The organism is Methylobacterium sp. UNC378MF (assembly GCF_900103195.1).
Classification (GTDB): domain Bacteria; phylum Pseudomonadota; class Alphaproteobacteria; order Rhizobiales; family Beijerinckiaceae; genus Methylobacterium.
Genome location: NZ_FMWU01000035.1, coordinates 18185 through 34591, shown reverse-complemented (window position 1 = coordinate 34591; position 16407 = coordinate 18185). Strand labels below are relative to the sequence as shown.

The 16407-nt window shown below is 60.9% G+C and carries 13 protein-coding genes and 2 pseudogenes; 14 read left to right on the top strand and 1 reads right to left on the bottom strand.

The features are described 5' to 3' along the window. Window positions 1–5: 5 nt before the first annotated feature. Window positions 6–443, bottom strand: coding sequence for a LysR substrate-binding domain-containing protein (locus BLT59_RS26625; RefSeq protein ID WP_244514161.1), 438 nt, complete (start codon window positions 441–443; stop codon window positions 6–8). A gap of 1 nt (window position 444) precedes the next feature. Here BLT59_RS26625 and BLT59_RS26620 point away from each other — a divergent pair. The 14 genes and pseudogenes from BLT59_RS26620 to BLT59_RS26560 all read left to right on the top strand — a co-directional run. Further along, window positions 445–828: pseudogene (locus tag BLT59_RS26620) on the top strand (IS5 family transposase); the annotation flags it as partial. After that, window positions 824–984 (top strand): annotated as a pseudogene (locus BLT59_RS30835) (IS3 family transposase); the annotation flags it as partial. The pseudogenes BLT59_RS26620 and BLT59_RS30835, both read left to right, overlap by 5 nt. Window positions 985–1651: 667 nt before the next feature. After that, entirely contained in the window at window positions 1652–2164 is a 513-nt protein-coding gene (gene tssB / locus BLT59_RS26615; protein ID WP_091788082.1) for a type VI secretion system contractile sheath small subunit, read from the top strand. Between the two features lie 163 nt (window positions 2165–2327). Beyond that, complete coding sequence (gene tssC, locus BLT59_RS26610) at window positions 2328–3827, top strand: type VI secretion system contractile sheath large subunit (protein ID WP_091788079.1); 1500 nt, start codon at window positions 2328–2330, stop codon at window positions 3825–3827. Window positions 3828–3891: 64 nt separating this feature from the next. Next, window positions 3892–4344, top strand: a complete 453-nt coding sequence (tssE, locus tag BLT59_RS26605) for a type VI secretion system baseplate subunit TssE (RefSeq protein ID WP_210185990.1) — start codon at window positions 3892–3894, stop codon at window positions 4342–4344. 11 nt (window positions 4345–4355) lie between these two features. After that, the gene (tssF, locus tag BLT59_RS26600; protein ID WP_091788073.1) at window positions 4356–6119 is read left to right on the top strand and encodes a type VI secretion system baseplate subunit TssF; all 1764 of its coding nucleotides are present in this window, start codon (window positions 4356–4358) and stop codon (window positions 6117–6119) included. Beyond that, window positions 6083–7123, top strand: a complete 1041-nt coding sequence (gene tssG / locus BLT59_RS26595; RefSeq protein WP_091788070.1) for a type VI secretion system baseplate subunit TssG — start codon at window positions 6083–6085, stop codon at window positions 7121–7123. The genes tssF and tssG overlap by 37 nt, the downstream gene beginning before the upstream one ends. A gap of 2 nt (window positions 7124–7125) precedes the next feature. Further along, a complete protein-coding gene (tagH, locus tag BLT59_RS26590) occupies window positions 7126–8658 on the top strand; it encodes a type VI secretion system-associated FHA domain protein TagH (protein ID WP_175544141.1) in 1533 nt (510 codons plus the stop codon). A gap of 3 nt (window positions 8659–8661) precedes the next feature. Beyond that, window positions 8662–9210, top strand: coding sequence for a type VI secretion system lipoprotein TssJ (gene tssJ / locus BLT59_RS26585; RefSeq protein WP_091788065.1), 549 nt, complete (start codon window positions 8662–8664; stop codon window positions 9208–9210). Window positions 9211–9243: 33 nt separating this feature from the next. Further along, a complete protein-coding gene (gene tssK, locus BLT59_RS26580) occupies window positions 9244–10605 on the top strand; it encodes a type VI secretion system baseplate subunit TssK (protein ID WP_210185989.1) in 1362 nt (453 codons plus the stop codon). Next, window positions 10602–11432 carry a type IVB secretion system protein IcmH/DotU gene (icmH, locus tag BLT59_RS26575; protein WP_091788062.1) on the top strand — a complete coding sequence of 277 codons (831 nt, stop codon included), beginning with the start codon at window positions 10602–10604 and terminating at the stop codon, window positions 11430–11432. Before tssK ends, icmH begins: the two co-directional genes overlap by 4 nt. An 8-nt stretch (window positions 11433–11440) precedes the next feature. Continuing rightward, on the top strand, window positions 11441–14068 hold the full coding sequence (tssH, locus tag BLT59_RS26570; protein WP_091788059.1) for a type VI secretion system ATPase TssH: 2628 nt from the start codon (window positions 11441–11443) through the stop codon (window positions 14066–14068). A 10-nt stretch (window positions 14069–14078) separates the two neighbouring features. Further along, window positions 14079–15602: a sigma-54 interaction domain-containing protein gene (locus BLT59_RS26565; protein WP_175544140.1), complete on the top strand. Its 1524-nt coding sequence runs from the start codon at window positions 14079–14081 to the stop codon at window positions 15600–15602. Next, a complete protein-coding gene (locus BLT59_RS26560; protein WP_091788053.1) occupies window positions 15599–16396 on the top strand; it encodes a type VI secretion system-associated protein TagO in 798 nt (265 codons plus the stop codon). The genes BLT59_RS26565 and BLT59_RS26560 overlap by 4 nt, the downstream gene beginning before the upstream one ends. Window positions 16397–16407 lie beyond the last annotated feature (11 nt).

The window sequence follows — 16407 nt, the reverse complement described above, 5'->3', positions numbered from 1 at the left end:
CCTGCCTAGATCCGCTCCCCCGCCAGACGGCTCCGCAGCAGGTCAACGAAGGCCCGGGTCCGGGCCGGCGTCGGCGCGTGTCCCGGCCAGAGGGCGTGGACCGGAATCGGTGGCGGCTCGTGCGCGGGCAGCAGCAGTTCCAGCAATCCCTGATCCAGCTCGGCCCGCACCTGCCAGAGCGGCGCCAGGCCGATCCCGGCGCCCTGGAGGACGGCGGCGTTGGCGGCGGCGGCGTCGTTGCAGCGGAACCGGCCCGCGACCGGGACCCGGATCACGCCCCCAGCCTCGGTGAGCGGCCAGAGATCCTCCTCCGGTCCGGAGGTCCTGACCACGCAGGAATGATCCTTGAGGTCGGCGGGGGCGGCCGGGCGGCCGTTTTGCGCGAGGTAGCCGGGTGAGGCCACGACGACCCGGCGCAAGCGCGCGAGCAGCCGGGATCTCAGCCGCACGACCAAGATCCACGCGCTCACCGACCATGCCTGCCGCCCACTCACTTTCCTGCTGACTGGCGGGCAGGTCGCCGACTGCAAGGCTGGGACGCTGCTCTTGAAGCGCCTGCCTAGCTCCCGCATCGTTCTGGCTGACAAGGGCTGCGACAGCGACGCCATCCGCCAGCAGATCGAGGCGATGGAAGCCGCGCCCAACATCCCGCCAAAGGTCGACCGCCGCTGGAAGCCGCGCTTCTCGCCCGTGCCCGGTCGCGGGCGTAACGCCATCGAGCGTATGTTCGGGCGGCTCAACGACTTCCGCCGCATCGCCGCCCTCTATGATTGGATCGCTCGCAACCACCCCGCTGCCCTCTGCCTCGCGGTGATCGTCCGCTGCTGACTATGAGTCCGGACGGTAGGGCCAGCGAGCCGGACAGACAACGGACAACTGCGACCGGATCAACGCGCTGGAGCGGGAGAACCGTGAACTCCGACAAGCCAATGAGATCCTGAGGAAGGCATTGGGCTATTTTGCCTTGGCGGAGTTCGACCGCCGGGATGGCGTAACCTAACCGAGAGGGCCTCCGACAAACCCGGTGCGGTTCAGGGGGTTGTGGAAGCGGTGCGAGTTGAGAGAAGCCAAGCGGATCTGGGCGCGGTCGTACCAGCTTGAATAGCTTGGACCAAGCTCAATCGTCGATGACAGAATACACTAGCGGGGCGTTTTTCGGGAACATCGACATAAAATATTTGAAGCATCTTCTTTATTTGCTGTATTCGCCGACAAATTATGTCGACATAACGCGCCTAATGCGGACAACAATCAACACTGAGCTTCAATATCAGAATAATTAGACAATTGTACAATCCTGTTCGCCTTTTATGCATATTACAAGAAAGATAAATGAAAGTTTTTTCTGCGTTTTCCTTATTGCGACTCAACCTAACATATGATTTATCGTCGAAACGGCCGACGCCGGCCACACCGAGAATAAACATACTGTAACTCTCGACATTCTTACTGATATAGCAAAGTTTCAAATTTGTTTTATATGCCAAAATAACATTTACTCTGCAGAAAAACCGAGCCGCCAAACATTAGAGAGATTAGAGACCTATCACAAAACACCCCTGAAGGTTGCAAAAAGCACACCGACAGTCGTAACTGGCGGACGTTTTGTGTGAAATTGTTATTGATCTTCTACTACTGAAGGAATGACACGATGAATGAAACAGAAGGGTCTATTGCTCCGAAGGAGCGTATCAACATTCGATACGTTCCGGCGACAATGGGACAAATATCTGAGACGGAATTGCCGCTCAAGCTCGTCGTGCTCGGAAATTTTCTCGGGAAAGCGGACACGACGCCCGTCGAAGAGCGAAAAATGATTAATGTCGATAAAAACACCCTATCGACAGTTATGAGCGAATCTGAAATCGAAAAGAAGATTACTGTTCGTAACGTGCTCGATGAGCAAAATGGCAGCACAGACCTGAGGGTCAATTTGAAATTTGAGTCGTTTAAGGATTTCGAGCCGGATTCTCTGGTTCAACAAGTGCCAGAGCTTATGAAGATGATGCAGTTGCGCGAGGCGCTGGTTGCGCTGAAGGGGCCGCTGGGAAATATGCCGGCATTTCGTAAGCGGATGCAGCAAATCCTTGAAAATGAGGGGAGCCGCACCCGGCTGATCGCCGAGTTGGAAGCGCTTCATCAGGGTGATTCGAACGCATCCTGAGATGCCGGCCCGCGCGGAAGTCCGTCTCTCATCGAGATCGGTACAGCCCAGTAACGTGTCGATATAGATACCGGTGAGCTAAATCTGGCTGACTGTCGTTGAGCACGATTTGCAAAATCGTGGCTTGATCTTCGTTTTTCCTATACGATCTCAAGAGGCCATCATGGATACTCTGGTTTCAGCACCGTCGTCCCAGAGAATTCCGAGTGAGTCTGGATCCCTACTTGAGCAGATTATGGAGGAAACTCGGATCAATCCAGGAGAAGAAGGGTACGATGTTGCGCGCATGGGCGTGCGGGCATTTATCGCTGACCTTTTGAAATCGGATGAACATAATCAGAAGATCAACAAAGTTCTTGTTGATCGAATGATCGTTGAAATCGATAAAAAGGTCAGCGCGCAAGTCGACGAAATCCTGCACCACCCGGAATTCCGGGAACTAGAGGCGGCATGGCGTAGCCTTAAGATCCTCGTCGATCGCACCGATTTTCGAGAAAATATAAAAATTGAATTATTGTCAGTCTCAAAGCAGGAATTGCTCGAAGATTTTGAGAATGCGCCAGAAGTAGTCCAATCTGGCCTATACAAACAAGTTTATTCCTCAGAATACGGCCAATTCGGTGGCGAGCCGGTTGGCGCGATGATTGCGAATTTCGATTTCGGGCCGTCCGTTCCCGACCTTAAGCTCCTTCAGTACGCGGCATCCGTAGGGGCCATGGCGCATGCTCCGTTCATTGCGGCAGCGGCTCCGCAGATGTTCGCGATTGATAGCTATCTTGAACTTCCCAATGTCCGCGATCTGGCCTCAGTCTTCGAAGGGCCACGCTACCGTAAATGGAACGCATTGCGCGAGAGTGAAGATAGTCGCTATATCGCCCTTACGGGACCGAGATTTCTTCTGCGTCAGCCTTACCATTCGATCGATAACCCCATACATAGCTTCGCATATAATGAAGACGTGACTTCACGTCATGAAAATTATTTATGGGGCAATACCGCTTTTCTTTTGGCGTCACGCATAACGGACAGTTTTGCTAAATATCGCTGGTGCCCCAATATTATTGGACCGAGATCCGGTGGTGCGGTCCACGATCTGCCTATTCACGTCTACGAGTCTCTGGGGCAGATCGAGGCTAAGATTCCGACTGAGGTCTTGATTACCGACCGTCGAGAATACGAGCTGGCCGAACTCGGCTTCATCGCACTGACCATGCGCAAAGGCTCGGACAACGCGGCCTTCTTCTCGGCTAACACGATCCAGAAGCCGAAACGGTTTCCCGGGACGAAGGAAGGTAAAGCAGCTGAGACTAATTATAAGCTCGGCACACAGCTTCCTTATCTCTTCATTGTCAACCGGCTCGCTCATTACATCAAGGTTCTGCAGCGCGAGCAGATTGGATCGTGGAAAGAACGGGCGGATCTTGAGCGCGAGCTCAATATTTGGTTGCGCCAGTATATTGCCGATCAGGAAAACCCACCTTCCGAGGTTCGGTCGCTCCGCCCCCTAAGGGATGCGACCGTCCAAGTCAGCGATGTTGAAGGCGATCCGGGTTGGTATCAGGTGACGCTGAAGGTTCGGCCACATTTCAAATACATGGGTGCAAATTTCGAATTGTCGCTCGTTGGCAAGCTCGACAAGTCTGATGCCGCGACGAATATTTGATAAGCAGCCGCAGTGTAGCCGGGTTTAACTCCGTCCTCCCTCGCGCCACCGGTTGACTATGATCTTGCGCAAACCTGTGACGGCATCGGCATCGCGCCTGCGCATCTTGAACGGAAGCCTCTTCGATCGCCTCGTGGCGGACGAAGAGGATATCGGGCACCTCTCAGGGATGAACGTCGATGAGGCGCAGATCGCTTCGATCAAAGGCAATCTCGGCCGCGTGCTCAACCTTCGCGCGGGCGGCGCAGCCGCCAACCCCGGCTTGGGCATCATTGATATGAACGATGGGGCGGTCCGCTCCAACGACATGATCCGGCAGATCGCCGAGTCGATCCGCCAATGCATAGTAATGGGTGAGCCGCGGATCGCTGATGTACGGGTCGGCTACATCGCCGCAACCGATGAGCCCTTAAGCCTACGCTTCCGCATCACGGCGCGCATCGGCAAAGCTGAAGCTGAATCCTCCGCTGAATTCGATCTGTGCTTGAACAAAGATCGCCACTTTATTTTGAGTTGAGTGTCAGGTCGATGGCAAGTCTATTCCATGACGAACTCAGTTACTTGCGAGAGTCCGGAAAGGAATTCTCACGTCTGAACCCGAAGCTTTCGAAATATCTTTCTGAGAGCAGCACGGATCCGGACGTCGAGCGGTTGCTGGAGGGATTTGCGTTCCTGACCTCACGCGTGAGGGAAAAGATCGAAGACGATCTTCCCGAACTCACCCATTCGCTCGTGCAGTTGCTGTGGCCCAATTTCCTCCGGCCCTTCCCTCCGACCTGCCTCATGCAATTCCGGCCGGTCCGCGGCACGATCACCGAAGCCCATGTCATTCCGCGGGGGATGGCGATGCGCGCCCGGCCGATTGAGGGGGGATCGTGCGACTTTCGAACGACCGCGGACTGCCTTGTCTACCCGGTCGAACTGACCGACGTGGCGCATACCCGTACGCAAGATCGATCTCAGCTTGCCTTGAGCTTTGCGATGCTAAGCGAACGCACGGTAGGCAGCGTCAACTTTTCAGATTTGCGCCTTTGGTTCACGGGAGATGCGATCGTCGCGCAGACCCTATATCTCTGGTGCCTACGCTATCTACTGGCCTTGCACTTCATTACACCGGACGGGCGGCGGGTGAGGTTGCCGAATACCAGCGTACGGGCCAGTGGCTTCGCCTTCGACGAGACGTTGTTACCTAGCGCATCGACGGCATTCGATGCCTATCGGCTGCTCCAGGAGTTCTTCGTCTTCCCCGACAAATTCCACTGTGTCGATTTAGACGGGCTCGCGGCGGCGGCGGCGGGCAGCGAGGCTAAGGAGTTCGGGCTGGACTTGGAGTTCGAGCGACCGCTGCCGGCACATGTTAAATTACGCGCCGACAACGTACGGTTGTTCTGCTCGCCCGCCGTCAACCTGTTCGAGACCGATGCTGAGCCAATCGCTGTCGATCATCGCAAAGTGCAATACCGGGTCAAGCCGTCCGGAAATGACTACGCGGCTTGTGAAATCTTTTCCATCGACAATGTCGTCGGCTTCCGTGCTCCGGAAAAGGATAGAGGTTTCCAGATCGAGCGCGCCTACCCTGCCTTCGAATCGTTCCATCACGAACTCGAAATGGCGTCGCGGCGAGAGCAGGTCTACTACCGTCAACGCCTAACGGCGGCGGCAAACGAGGCCGGGTTCGAACACGCGATCACCTTCGTGCTGCATGACGGCGAGCAGGCGGTGCCCGCTGAAGAGGCGGTGAGCATCCGGCTAACCTGCTTCAACCGAACGAGGGCAGTCGAACTGGCCATCGGCGACATCGACCTCGCGACCGATTCGAGTCCATCCTTCATTGAATTCTCAAATATTACTCGTCCGACGGCGCCAGTTTATCCGCCGATCGATGGCGCGCTGAACTGGAACCTTATCTCAAATCTGTCGCTCAATTATATGTCACTCCTGGATAAAGACGCTCTCGGTGTGATCCTGCAGATCTACGACTACCGATCGCTGACGGATCGGCAGGCAGAGCGGGCGGCGCGTCTCCGTCTCGGCGGCATCCGTAACCTGAGCACCCGGCCGGTGGACATGTTGTTCAAAGGACGCCCGATTCGCGGAATCCGCTCAATCCTCACCCTCGACGAGACATGCTTCCAATCAGAGGGGGAGATGTACCTCTTCGGTAGCATCCTCAAGGAATTCATCGCCATCAGCACGACCACCAATTCGTTCCACGAATTGGAACTGCGCGGCGACAACAACGGCGAGATTTATAGATGGCCAGCGACAATCGGCCGTCAGCCGTTGATCTGATCCGCGCCGAGGCCGAGGCGCGGGCTCCAACCTACGCCTTCTATCGCCTTGTGCAGATGATCCAGGACGCCCTCGACGACGGACGCGAGGTCGGCACGCATCTCCTGCCAGCCGAGGAAAGGATCATCTTTGAAGTCGATAATGGCCTGGGTTTTCCACTCTCGGACGTGGCCAGCATGCGGCTGCTCAACCCGGCCTGCAACGGTGCGCGGGCGGATTCACCGCCGTGCTTTGTGATCACTGTCACCTTCCTCGGGCTGCACGGCTCGGGATCGCCGCTGCCCTCCTATTATGTCGAGCAGATCGCCGGCTACGATCCGAAAGGATCGGTGCTGACAGATTTCTTCAACTTCTTTCACAATCGTCTGATCGGCCTTCTCCATCGAGGCTGGCGCAAATATCGGTATTACATGCGCTACCGTCCCGGCGGGGAGGACGACTTCTCTCGGGGAATCTTCTCTCTTTTCGGCCTCTATGATGCACGATTGAGGGCGGGCTCTGGAATTTATTGGCCGCGACTGTTGTGCTTTGCTGGGGTCTTGGCGAGTCGAAACCGCTCGCCTGCCGTGCTTTCCACCATCATTCGGCACACGTTCCGGCTCGAAAGAGTCTCGATCGAGGAATGGGTGCGACGCCGGGTGCCGATCCCAGAGCACCAGAAATGGGGCCTCGGCGGCGCCAATTCCCGCCTGGGCGAGGGAACCATCTCCGGCGATCGCGCTCCCGACTATCAGGGCAAGATCCGGGTGGTCATTCACGATCTCGACGACCGGCGCTTCCGGGATTTCCTGCCTCGCGGACAGGAGCATCGGCGGCTCCGTAACCTCGTGGAATTCATGCTCCGCGATCAGTTCGCTTACGATTTCAAGCTGTGCCTGCGTCCCCGTGCCACCCAGCCAATAACTTTGACGCGGGACGATCCCGGCCGGCTCGGATGGTCGAGTTTTCTGGGCGACGGGCGGCGTGACGAGGAACGGGTCGTCGTGATCACGGCGAGGGCATGAGGATGACAACCTTCCTCACTCTTGTCGTGGATAACACGGCGCTGCTCGAAGGCGGCAGCCGGTCATCGATGGTCTTCCCGGCGGAAGGGGGGCTGATTGGCTCTGCGGCGGATTGTACCTGGACGCTGATCGACCGGCAGCAGACCGTCGACGGACACCACGCCCGGATCTTCCACGCGGATGGTCAATTCTGCGTCGAGGCGCTGAGCACGCGCGGTGTCCGGGTGAACCATTCGGTCCGAGCACTCGGCCCAGGCGAGCCCTTTCGGATCTCCGATGCGGACAGGCTGTCGATCGGCCGGTTCGACGTGACCGCCTTCCTCATTCAGCGGGTCGACGAGGCGGGCAGGGCTGCCAAGTCCGAGGATTGGGCACGGAAGTTCATTTCCGTCGAGTCGATCGTGGATCCTCGCCGGGAGGAAGAGGAGCACCGCAACCTCTTGGATGAGACCCTCGTGGCGCAGCATGGGCTCGATCCGTTCAGCGCGCGATTGAAGCAGAACGAGGAAGACAAGGATCCTCTCTCTTTCCTCTCGGATAGGACGGTCCGTCAGGGCGATCCTGTGACCTCCGACCCAGTTGCGGCTCTGAATCGGGAAAGTCCTCTGGAAGGCGGCACCATCGCAGCCGGACTCGAGATGTACGTCCTCGGCCGCCCTATCGAGGGGCCACGGCCGGAAAGCCCTGACGATCTGCTGCCGACCTCGGCCTATTTCACACCGCAACGGGTGAAGGATACTTCCATGAAAGCTGCCGAGCACGGTCGGGCGGATTTCCCACTGGCCGGGATCCGCGATGAATTAGACAGCTATCTCGGCGAACTCGAGAATAACATGCGGGATCGCAAGGCCCACGCTGCGCGCGGTCCAGACGAGGTAGCTACCCGCGACGCTTGGCTCGGCGAAGTCCCGCTCGCCGAGGAGCGTGGGGTCGCACGGGAAGATCTGGTCGATCACGTGGTCCTGCGCCCCCTCTGTGCGGCCCTCGGCCTTCCGGTCACATCCCTCACAGGTCCCGAAGCTGACCGCTTGGCCGCTGATATAGGCGAGGCCTTACGGGCGGCGATCGACGGGCTGCGGAGGTTGAGCCAGGACCGAAGCGCGGCGGGTGTGCTGGCCAGTGACACCCATCTCCACGCCATCGAGGACAACCCGCTCCGCCTGGCCGGGGATGCGAACGAGGCCGTGCGTGACCTGTTTCTGGTTCACAGCCCGGTACATCTCTCAGCGAAGACGGCGATCGGCGAGAGCATCGCCAGCATCGAACACCATCAAGCTGCCGCCTCGGTCGCGACCGAGGCAGCATTAAAAGCTATTTTTGCAGCTCTGTCCCCGGTCACTCTGGCCCGACGCTTTCTCAAATACAAAGGTCACGTTCCGCGAACCGGCGATCTCGATGCGTGGCATTGGGGAATGTACCAACATTACTATCGAGAAATCGCGTCCGACAGGCAGGGCGGCCTCGCGCGCCTGTTCTGGGAAGTCTTCCGGCAAGTCCACGACCGTGAGATGCGCACGCTCTCGGCAGGAGAATGAACCATGAGACGGGTGATGCCGCCTCGCGCCCACCTGTTTTCCGTCGTTGTCGTCGGCTGCCTAGCCGCCTGCACGCCGCTGCAGACGATCCAGGGCGCGACCAAAATAGGGCAGATTATGATGAACCCCGACATGCCCATCGGGCCGCCGAAAGATCAGCCCTCGAAGGCGACGATCGCCATCTATGTCGAGGAGGATGCCAACAAGAACGCGTTCGGGCAGGCGGCGCCGGTCGATGTCTGGCTGTTCCAGCTCTCCGACGACACGCGTCTCAGGACTCTGGATTTCTCCACCCTTTCGGCATCACCCAAGGACGCGCTCGGGACTTCTTATGTCACCCATAAGGAAAAGCAAGTCGAACCTGGAAATTCTAAAGTCATAGAGGATTGGGAAATCGAAGAGGAGACGTCGAATATCGGCGTCGCTGTCGGTTACAAGGATATCGATCACATCAACTGGCGTAGTCTGGATGCAATCAAGCCTAAAGGTGAGACTTACAAGATCGTCGTCGCGATCCGAGGCCGAAACGTCGCGATCCAAACGCATCGCTGAGCGGCAGGCTATGCGCCAGCTTCTATCGAGGAAATGATGTCTCTTCGTAATGCCGTGATGTGGTCGGACGGCCTGTTCATCAAGCCGCAGCATCTGCAGCAGCAGCAGCGCTACCACGATTACGTGGCCCGGCGGCGCGGCGACGCTCTCAGCGCCTACCAAGTGGGCTTCGAGCAGATCGAACTGAATACGGAGACTCTGCTTCACGGCAAGATCGACATCGTGCGCGCGAGCGGAATCCTTCCGGATCGGACGGTGTTCGAGATCCCGGGCGAGACGCCGGCGCCTGGCGCCCTCGATCTTTCCGCTGTGACGGTCGTCAACGAGGTCGTCTACTTGGCCGCGCCCCTTGTGGTGAGCGGTTTGCCCGAGATCCCGACGGGTGAGACCACCACGAGGGGGGCCCGGTACCGGATCGCCGGTCAGGATGCCAACGACGTATCGAGCGACGACGCCGAGCCCTATTCGATCGAAGTCACGCAGCTCAACTTGCGCCTGATGCTCGGGCGGGAGGACCGCTCGTCCTTCGCCTATCTCCCGGTGTGCCGGGTGCAGGAGAAGCAATCGGATGGGTCGATCCGCCTCGACCCGTCCTTCATGCCGACGAGCTACGGCCTCGAGGCGATCCCGCAGCTGACCCGTGTCCTCGACGATTTTACCGGCCTGCTTCACCAGCGCGCTTTGCAGATCGCGGGCCGACTCGGCTCGTTGAGCCAGAATGGCGTCGCAGAGATCGCCGAGTTCTTGCTTCTTCAGACAATTAACCGGTGGCAGCCAGTATTCAGGCATCTATCCACCATCAAGCGCGTTCATCCTGAACGACTTTACGAGGTCTTCGCCTCTTCTGCCGGCGAGTTGGCGACCTTCACCCATGAGCAGCGGCGGCCTGAGGCTTGGCCGCCATACAACCACGAGATGCCGGAACATTGCTTCGACCCCTTGATCCGGTCGTTACGGCGCTCGCTCACCACGATGTTGGAGCCCAATGCGATCGTCCTCGACCTGCACCGGCACAAATTCGGGGTCTTGACTGCGCCTCTGACGGATCCGGACATGATCCGAACCTGCGCTTTCGTGCTCGCTGTGCGCGCCGCCATTCCCCTCGACCGGCTCGCCAAGACGTTTCCCTCGCAGGTCAAGGTCTCGTCGATCGAAAAGATCCGGGAACTGGTTCAGTCACATCTTCCAGGTGTCGTCCTGCAACCGATGCCGACCGCGCCGAGACAGCTCCCTTATCACGCAGGATATACTTATTTTATGCTTGATAATAATTCAGTCGGCTGGAAGGACCTGCTCAAATCCAGCGGCTTCGCGTTTCATATCGCCGGCGACTTCCCCGACCTCGAGATGCAGTTCTGGGCGATCCGTGGTCGAACGGACGGGAGGCTGTCATGACCGATCGCGCCCTCGCCCGCGCGTCGGAATTCGACGCGCGGGAGCTCTTCGATACCGATCCGAACGCCGTCGCGGCGCGGTCTCAGGATCTCACCGCAGTGCCACAGGTTGAGCCGCAGCGGCCGTTCTCGTTCGAGATCCGCGGCAGCAGCCTCAACCGCGTGACCGACGCCAGTGCCGCCCTGATTGCCCTGATGCTGCGCATTGCCACGCTCGGCCATCTGGACGACGTCGACACGCTGCATCGCCGCTCCACCGTCGAGATCGAGTCGATCGAGCTTGAGTTGCACCGGCTCGGCTATGACCGTGTGAGCGTGCTCGCCCTCCGCTACTGCCTCTGCTCGGCTTTCGACGAGGCGGTGATGAACAGTCCCTGGGGGCTCGAGACCAACTGGTCGGAGCGCAGCCTGCTCGCGACGTTTCACAATGAGACTTGGGGTGGCGAAAAGTTCTTCGTCATCCTCGCGCGGCTGATGACCGAGCCGAACCGGTACATCGACCTCCTGGAGTTCCTCTATCTCTGCCTCAATCTCGGTTACGAGGGCCGCTACCGAGCCATGCACAATGGCCGCGTTCAGCTTGAGGCGGTCATCAAGGAACTGCACGACGTCATCCGCACGGAGCGCGGCCCCACCGAGCCGCTGTCGCTCTTCAAGTCCGAGGGCATCGTTCGGAAGGCACACCGAGTCGCGTGGCAGACACCCATCAGCCTGGTTGTGATCGCGGCCTTCGCGACGGCAGTGCTCTTGTACCTGACGTTCTTCCTGCTGACGCGCTCTGAAGCCACGCGCTCCCTCGAACAGCTCAACCAGATCATCGGCCGGTGAGAGACGTCATGCGCGACATCGAGTTGATGCCGGGACTCATCGAGCGCCTCAACCCCGTCTGCCACGAGGCGTTGCAGACGGCAGCCGTCGCCTGCGTGTCTCACGGCCACCGGGAAGTCGCGGTCGAACACCTCCTCGTGCCGCTACTGACGCAACCCGGAGCGGATTGCCGGCTGATCGTCCAACATTGCGACGCCGATCCCGACCGGATCAAGAACGCGGTCGAGGGTGCGTTCGCACGGTTTCGCACGGGAGACGGCGCATCCCCACGTTACTCGACGCTTGTATGCGAGTTGTTGCAGGACGCGTGGATGGTGGCCTCCGTGCTCCTCGGGGAAGGGCAGATCCGCTCCGGCGCAATCCTGCTGGCTCTCCTGTCCGATCTCGGGCGCTACGCCCATTTCGATTACGGCCTGCGTCTGGAGCAACTACCTCTCTCCCATATCCGCGGGCAGTTCGACGAGATCGTGAAGGGCTCGGTGGAAACGCCGGCGATCACCAAGGCGGCCGCCGCGCCCCAAGTACCGGGGCACGTGCAAGATGCTGGCACCGCACTCGGACGCTACGGCCACGACTTCACCGAGGCGGCTCGCCAAGGGCGGATCGACCCGGTCTTCTGCCGAGACGATGAGATCCGCCAGATCATCGAGATCCTGGCCCGGAGGCGCAAGAACAATCCGCTCTGCGTCGGAGAGGCCGGTGTCGGTAAGACGGCGGTCGTGGAGGGGTTGGCTCTGCGGATCGTTCAGGGCGACGTGCCTGACTTCCTCGTCGGAGCGTCCCTCTACGGCCTCGATCTCGGTGCGCTTCAAGCGGGCGCCTCGGTCAAGGGGGAGTTCGAGCGACGGTTGAAGGCGGTGCTCGATGACGTGAAGGCCGCCGACCGGCCGATGATCGTGTTCATCGACGAGGCTCACACGCTCATCGGCGCGGGTGGCCCGCAGGGCGGCTCGGACGGAGCCAACCTTCTGAAGCCCGCTTTGGCGCGGGGCGAGATTCGCGCCATCGCGGCGACCACGTGGTCCGAATACAAGAAATACTTCGAGAAGGATCCCGCCCTCGTCCGCCGGTTCCAGCTCGTGCAGCTCGCCGAGCCCGGAATCGAGCAGGCGCGCATCATCCTCGGCGGTCTCGTTCCCGCCTACGAGAGGGCCCATGGCGTCTTCATATCCAGCGCCGGCGTGGCCGCGGCGGCAGCGCTCTCTGCGCGCTATATCAGCGGGCGCCAGCTCCCGGACAAAGCGATCGATCTGCTCGATACCGCCTGCGCGCGAGTCAAGGCGAGTGCCTCCGGCGTTCCCCATCGCATCGACGTGCTGCGCCGCGAGGAGCTGATGCTCGCTCACGAGGCTGAGGCGCTGAACCGTGACATCGATGCCGGCCATCCATCCGGCAAGTTCGGTGAGCGACTGAGCCAGATCGAGGAGCGCCGCATCGCGATCGCGGCACAGATCGACCGCCTCTCCGGAGAGCACGACGTCCAGAGGCGGCTGGCCGGAGAACTCGTCGCGCTTCGTTCCGCGCAGGCGACGGCGGAGACACGGACCGCGATGGAGCGGCTGCGGGCGGAATTCGCGCGCGTGCGCGAGACCGAGCCCCTGGTTGCGCTGGAAGTGGGAGTCGATGAAGTCGCTTCGGTCGTCTCCGATTGGACCGGCGTCCCCGTCGCGGCCATGACCCAGGACGAGGCCTTCCGACTGACGACTCTCGGACGGCGCATCAAGGACGCGATCCGCGGGCAGGATCACGCGATCGACCTGATCGTGGAACAACTGCAGACCGCACGGCTCGACCTCCACAAAGCTGGGCGCCCGATTGGGGTGTTCCTGCTGGTCGGCCCCTCCGGCGTGGGCAAGACCGAGACGGCTGTGCAGGTGGCCCGGCTGCTGTTCGGTTCCGAGCGATTTCTGACCACGATCAACATGACCGAGTATCAGGAGCGTCACACGCTCTCGCGCTTGATCGGCTCGCCGCCCGGTTATGTCGGGTACGGTGAGGGCGGCGTGCTGACCGAGGCGATCCGCAAGACGCCGTATTCCGTCGTGCTTCTCGATGAGGTCGAAAAGGCGGATATCAACGTCCTCAATCTATTCTATCAAGCTTTCGATAAAGGGGAGCTGAACGACGGCGAAGGTCGAGCGATCGATTGCCGTAACGTCGCCTTCTTCCTTACATCGAACCTCGCGGCGGAAGAAATCAGCCAGCTCGCTGCGCAGACGGGACAGGGCGTGCGCGTCCCTGAAATCCTTGAACGGATCCGCCCACGATTGGCCGAGCATTTCAAGCCGGCGCTTCTCGCGCGCATGCAGCCCCTCGTCTACCTGCCGCTGTCCGAGGAGGCGATGGGCGAGATCGTTTCGGCCAAGCTTGCCGAGCTCGGCGAGATCCTGCGGGCGCGCCAGGGGGTCGTGCTGCATGTCGGTGCGGAAGCCGAGGCCCACATGCGTCGGCAATGTCTGGCGGCGACGAGCGGTGCCCGCCTCGTCGATCAGGTGATCCAACGCCGGCTGCTGCCGGAAATCTCCCGAGCCATCCTCCAGGCCGGACTGGATCATGTCGTTCTCGTCTCCGCCACGGTCGACATCGGTGAGGGCGACGGATTCCGTTTCGCCTTCGAGACGGTCGTTGCGCCATGAGGGTCGGCCGATGGAGCTGACCGGCCGCCTCCTCGACCTCTGCCGCGAGGTCGCCGCCGCGGAAAATCTCGATGCGATGCGTAAAGCCGTTCTGCGCGGCCTCGCTATCCTCGCCGACGTGGAGAGCGGGTACCTCTACGGCCCGAACCAGATCGGCAATGCCTTTGTGTGCCTGGCGAGCGTGCCGGCCCTGCTCGAAGGACAGGCGTTTCCGCTCGGACCGCTGCCCGGCGCGGCATGTGCGATCTCCGGGCTTCTGCGGATCACTCAGGCGGCGATACTGGGTCCGGGGGAAGGCGCTGACGCCTTGCGGGAGACGCTGTTCGGCGTCGCGGCGGGGCGGGTGCTCGCCATCCCCGGGCGGATCGGAACCGGAGCCTGGTCCGTCACCGCCTTGCTTTTGCTGCAGGAGGAGCGGGTCGTGCCACCGGCGAGCTTGGTGCTGCTCGACCGCTTCATGGCCTTTGCCGGAGCGGGGATGGAGCGCACCCTCCGCCTCGACTGCCTGGATGCCGCGTCGCGCCGCCTCAAGGCGGAGCCCGGCCGGGACACCGCAGGGCATGCGAGGGGCAATATGGAGAGGCGGCTGATCGGCGTCTCTCCACCGATGCAACGGTTGCGCGAGCAGATCGCCCGCGTCGCGAGTCGAGATATTTCGGTGCTGATACTCGGCGAGACCGGCACCGGAAAGGAACTCATCGCGAGGGAATTGCACGAGCTCTCAAACCGTAAGGATCATCCTTTCGTCGCCCTGAACATGGCCTCCCTGCCGGAGAATCTCGTCGAGGACGAGTTGTTCGGCCACGTCAAGGGCGCCTTCACGGGAGCGCAGGCAGCCCGCACTGGACTGATCGCTGCTGCGCGCGGAGGTACGCTGTTCCTCGACGAGATCGGCGACATGGCGCCGGCACTCCAGGCCAAGCTTCTGCGGGTGCTTCAGGAGCGGCGGTATCGGCCGGTTGGGGCCGACCGGGAGGAGAGCGCCGACATCCGCCTTGTGGCCGCGACCCATGCAGACCTGCCTCACATGGCCGCCGACGGGCGATTTCGCAGTGATCTGTTCTTCCGGATCGCGCAAATCCGCATCGTCAGCCCGCCGCTGCGAGAGCGGAACGGCGACATCATGCTGCTCGCCCATCATTTCCTGGCAACCAGCAGCGCCCAGTTCGGGGACGCGAAAGTCTTCGCGCCGACCGCCGAGGCCCTGCTGGCTGGCTACGCTTATCCAGGCAACGTGCGGGAGCTTCAGGCCATCGTGGAGCGCGCGGTGCTCCTGTCCGGCGAGCGCGCGATGATCGAAGCCGAGGATCTCGCTCTGGTGGCCGCGGCGAAGTCGCCGGAGCTTGGGGTTTCCGGCTTTGCGCTGCCGAAAGCGTGCGACCGATTCGAAGCCTCATTGATCACGCGCGCGCTCGAACAGCGCCGGGGATCGCGCCGTCTCGCCGCCGAGGATCTCGGCATCCCGCTGCGCACCCTATCCAACAAGATGCGGAAGCTCGGCCTCGATGGGCCAGAAGCGGGAGAGAACGCATGAAAACCGCTGGACGCATGATCGCCCTGGTGGTCTTCGCCATCGCGCCCGCTTGGGCCGGGACGCCCACGCTGCCGGAAATCGACGCCTGTCGGGCTACCCGCGACAGGGTGGGACGTCTCCTCTGCTTCGATGCGTTGTTCAAGACTCCCGTCGAAGATAGCGCTGCGGAAACGCCGCCGCCCGAGACGGCCAAGGTCATCCGTAAGCCGAGTCCGCTTCGAGAACTCGGCCTCGACCAGGAGCGTGGCCGACCCGATGGAGTGGCCGGTGCCCTGGTTCGTATCCGGCCCTGGCGCAGCGCCGCCTTCATAGAGCCGGCGACCTTCGAGGGCATCCTGACCGGCAGGGCGGGCCAGTCGGCAGACCTCCCCGCTGACCAGCGTGCCTGGACGGCCGAGACAGCGGATGTCTTCCTGACGCTCCGTGAGGGAGACGGGGCGTCTCCGCTCGGGCGGGGCACGCTCGACCAGCGTTCAGTGATCATGCTCGCCTGCGAGGACGACATCACCGCCTTCTATATTCTTCTCCCCAAGCCGGTCGGCCACGCCCGCACCAAGTTCGCACTGACGACCGACCGGGGTGTGACCCTCAATCTCCACTGGCGGGATTACGAGAACGGCGACGTCATCCTCGCCGGCAGAGGCCTCGAGAGTATCGATCTCATCAAATCTTTGATCAACTCTCGACGCCTCGCGATCCAAATCGACTATCCCGACGGTCCGCAGACCTACCTGTTCGAGGCGGGACAGCTTACCGAAGCGCTGCGTCCACTTCGCCGCGCCTGCCACTGGTAGTTTCGACTTCA

What these genes read in the sequence shown, in the direction of transcription:
- tssC (WP_091788079.1), top strand. Translation starts at nt 2,328, where the DNA reads ATGGATACTCTGGTTTCAGCACCGTCGTCCCAGAGAATTCCGAGTGAG.
- BLT59_RS26565 (WP_175544140.1), top strand. Translation starts at nt 14,079, where the DNA reads ATGGAGCTGACCGGCCGCCTCCTCGACCTCTGCCGCGAGGTCGCCGCC.
- tssF (WP_091788073.1), top strand. Translation starts at nt 4,356, where the DNA reads ATGGCAAGTCTATTCCATGACGAACTCAGTTACTTGCGAGAGTCCGGA.
- icmH (WP_091788062.1), top strand. Translation starts at nt 10,602, where the DNA reads ATGACCGATCGCGCCCTCGCCCGCGCGTCGGAATTCGACGCGCGGGAG.
- BLT59_RS26560 (WP_091788053.1), top strand. Translation starts at nt 15,599, where the DNA reads ATGAAAACCGCTGGACGCATGATCGCCCTGGTGGTCTTCGCCATCGCG.
- tssH (WP_091788059.1), top strand. Translation starts at nt 11,441, where the DNA reads ATGCGCGACATCGAGTTGATGCCGGGACTCATCGAGCGCCTCAACCCC.
- tssK (WP_210185989.1), top strand. Translation starts at nt 9,244, where the DNA reads ATGATGTCTCTTCGTAATGCCGTGATGTGGTCGGACGGCCTGTTCATC.
- tssJ (WP_091788065.1), top strand. Translation starts at nt 8,662, where the DNA reads ATGAGACGGGTGATGCCGCCTCGCGCCCACCTGTTTTCCGTCGTTGTC.
- tagH (WP_175544141.1), top strand. Translation starts at nt 7,126, where the DNA reads ATGACAACCTTCCTCACTCTTGTCGTGGATAACACGGCGCTGCTCGAA.
- tssG (WP_091788070.1), top strand. Translation starts at nt 6,083, where the DNA reads ATGGCCAGCGACAATCGGCCGTCAGCCGTTGATCTGATCCGCGCCGAG.
- tssB (WP_091788082.1), top strand. Translation starts at nt 1,652, where the DNA reads ATGAATGAAACAGAAGGGTCTATTGCTCCGAAGGAGCGTATCAACATT.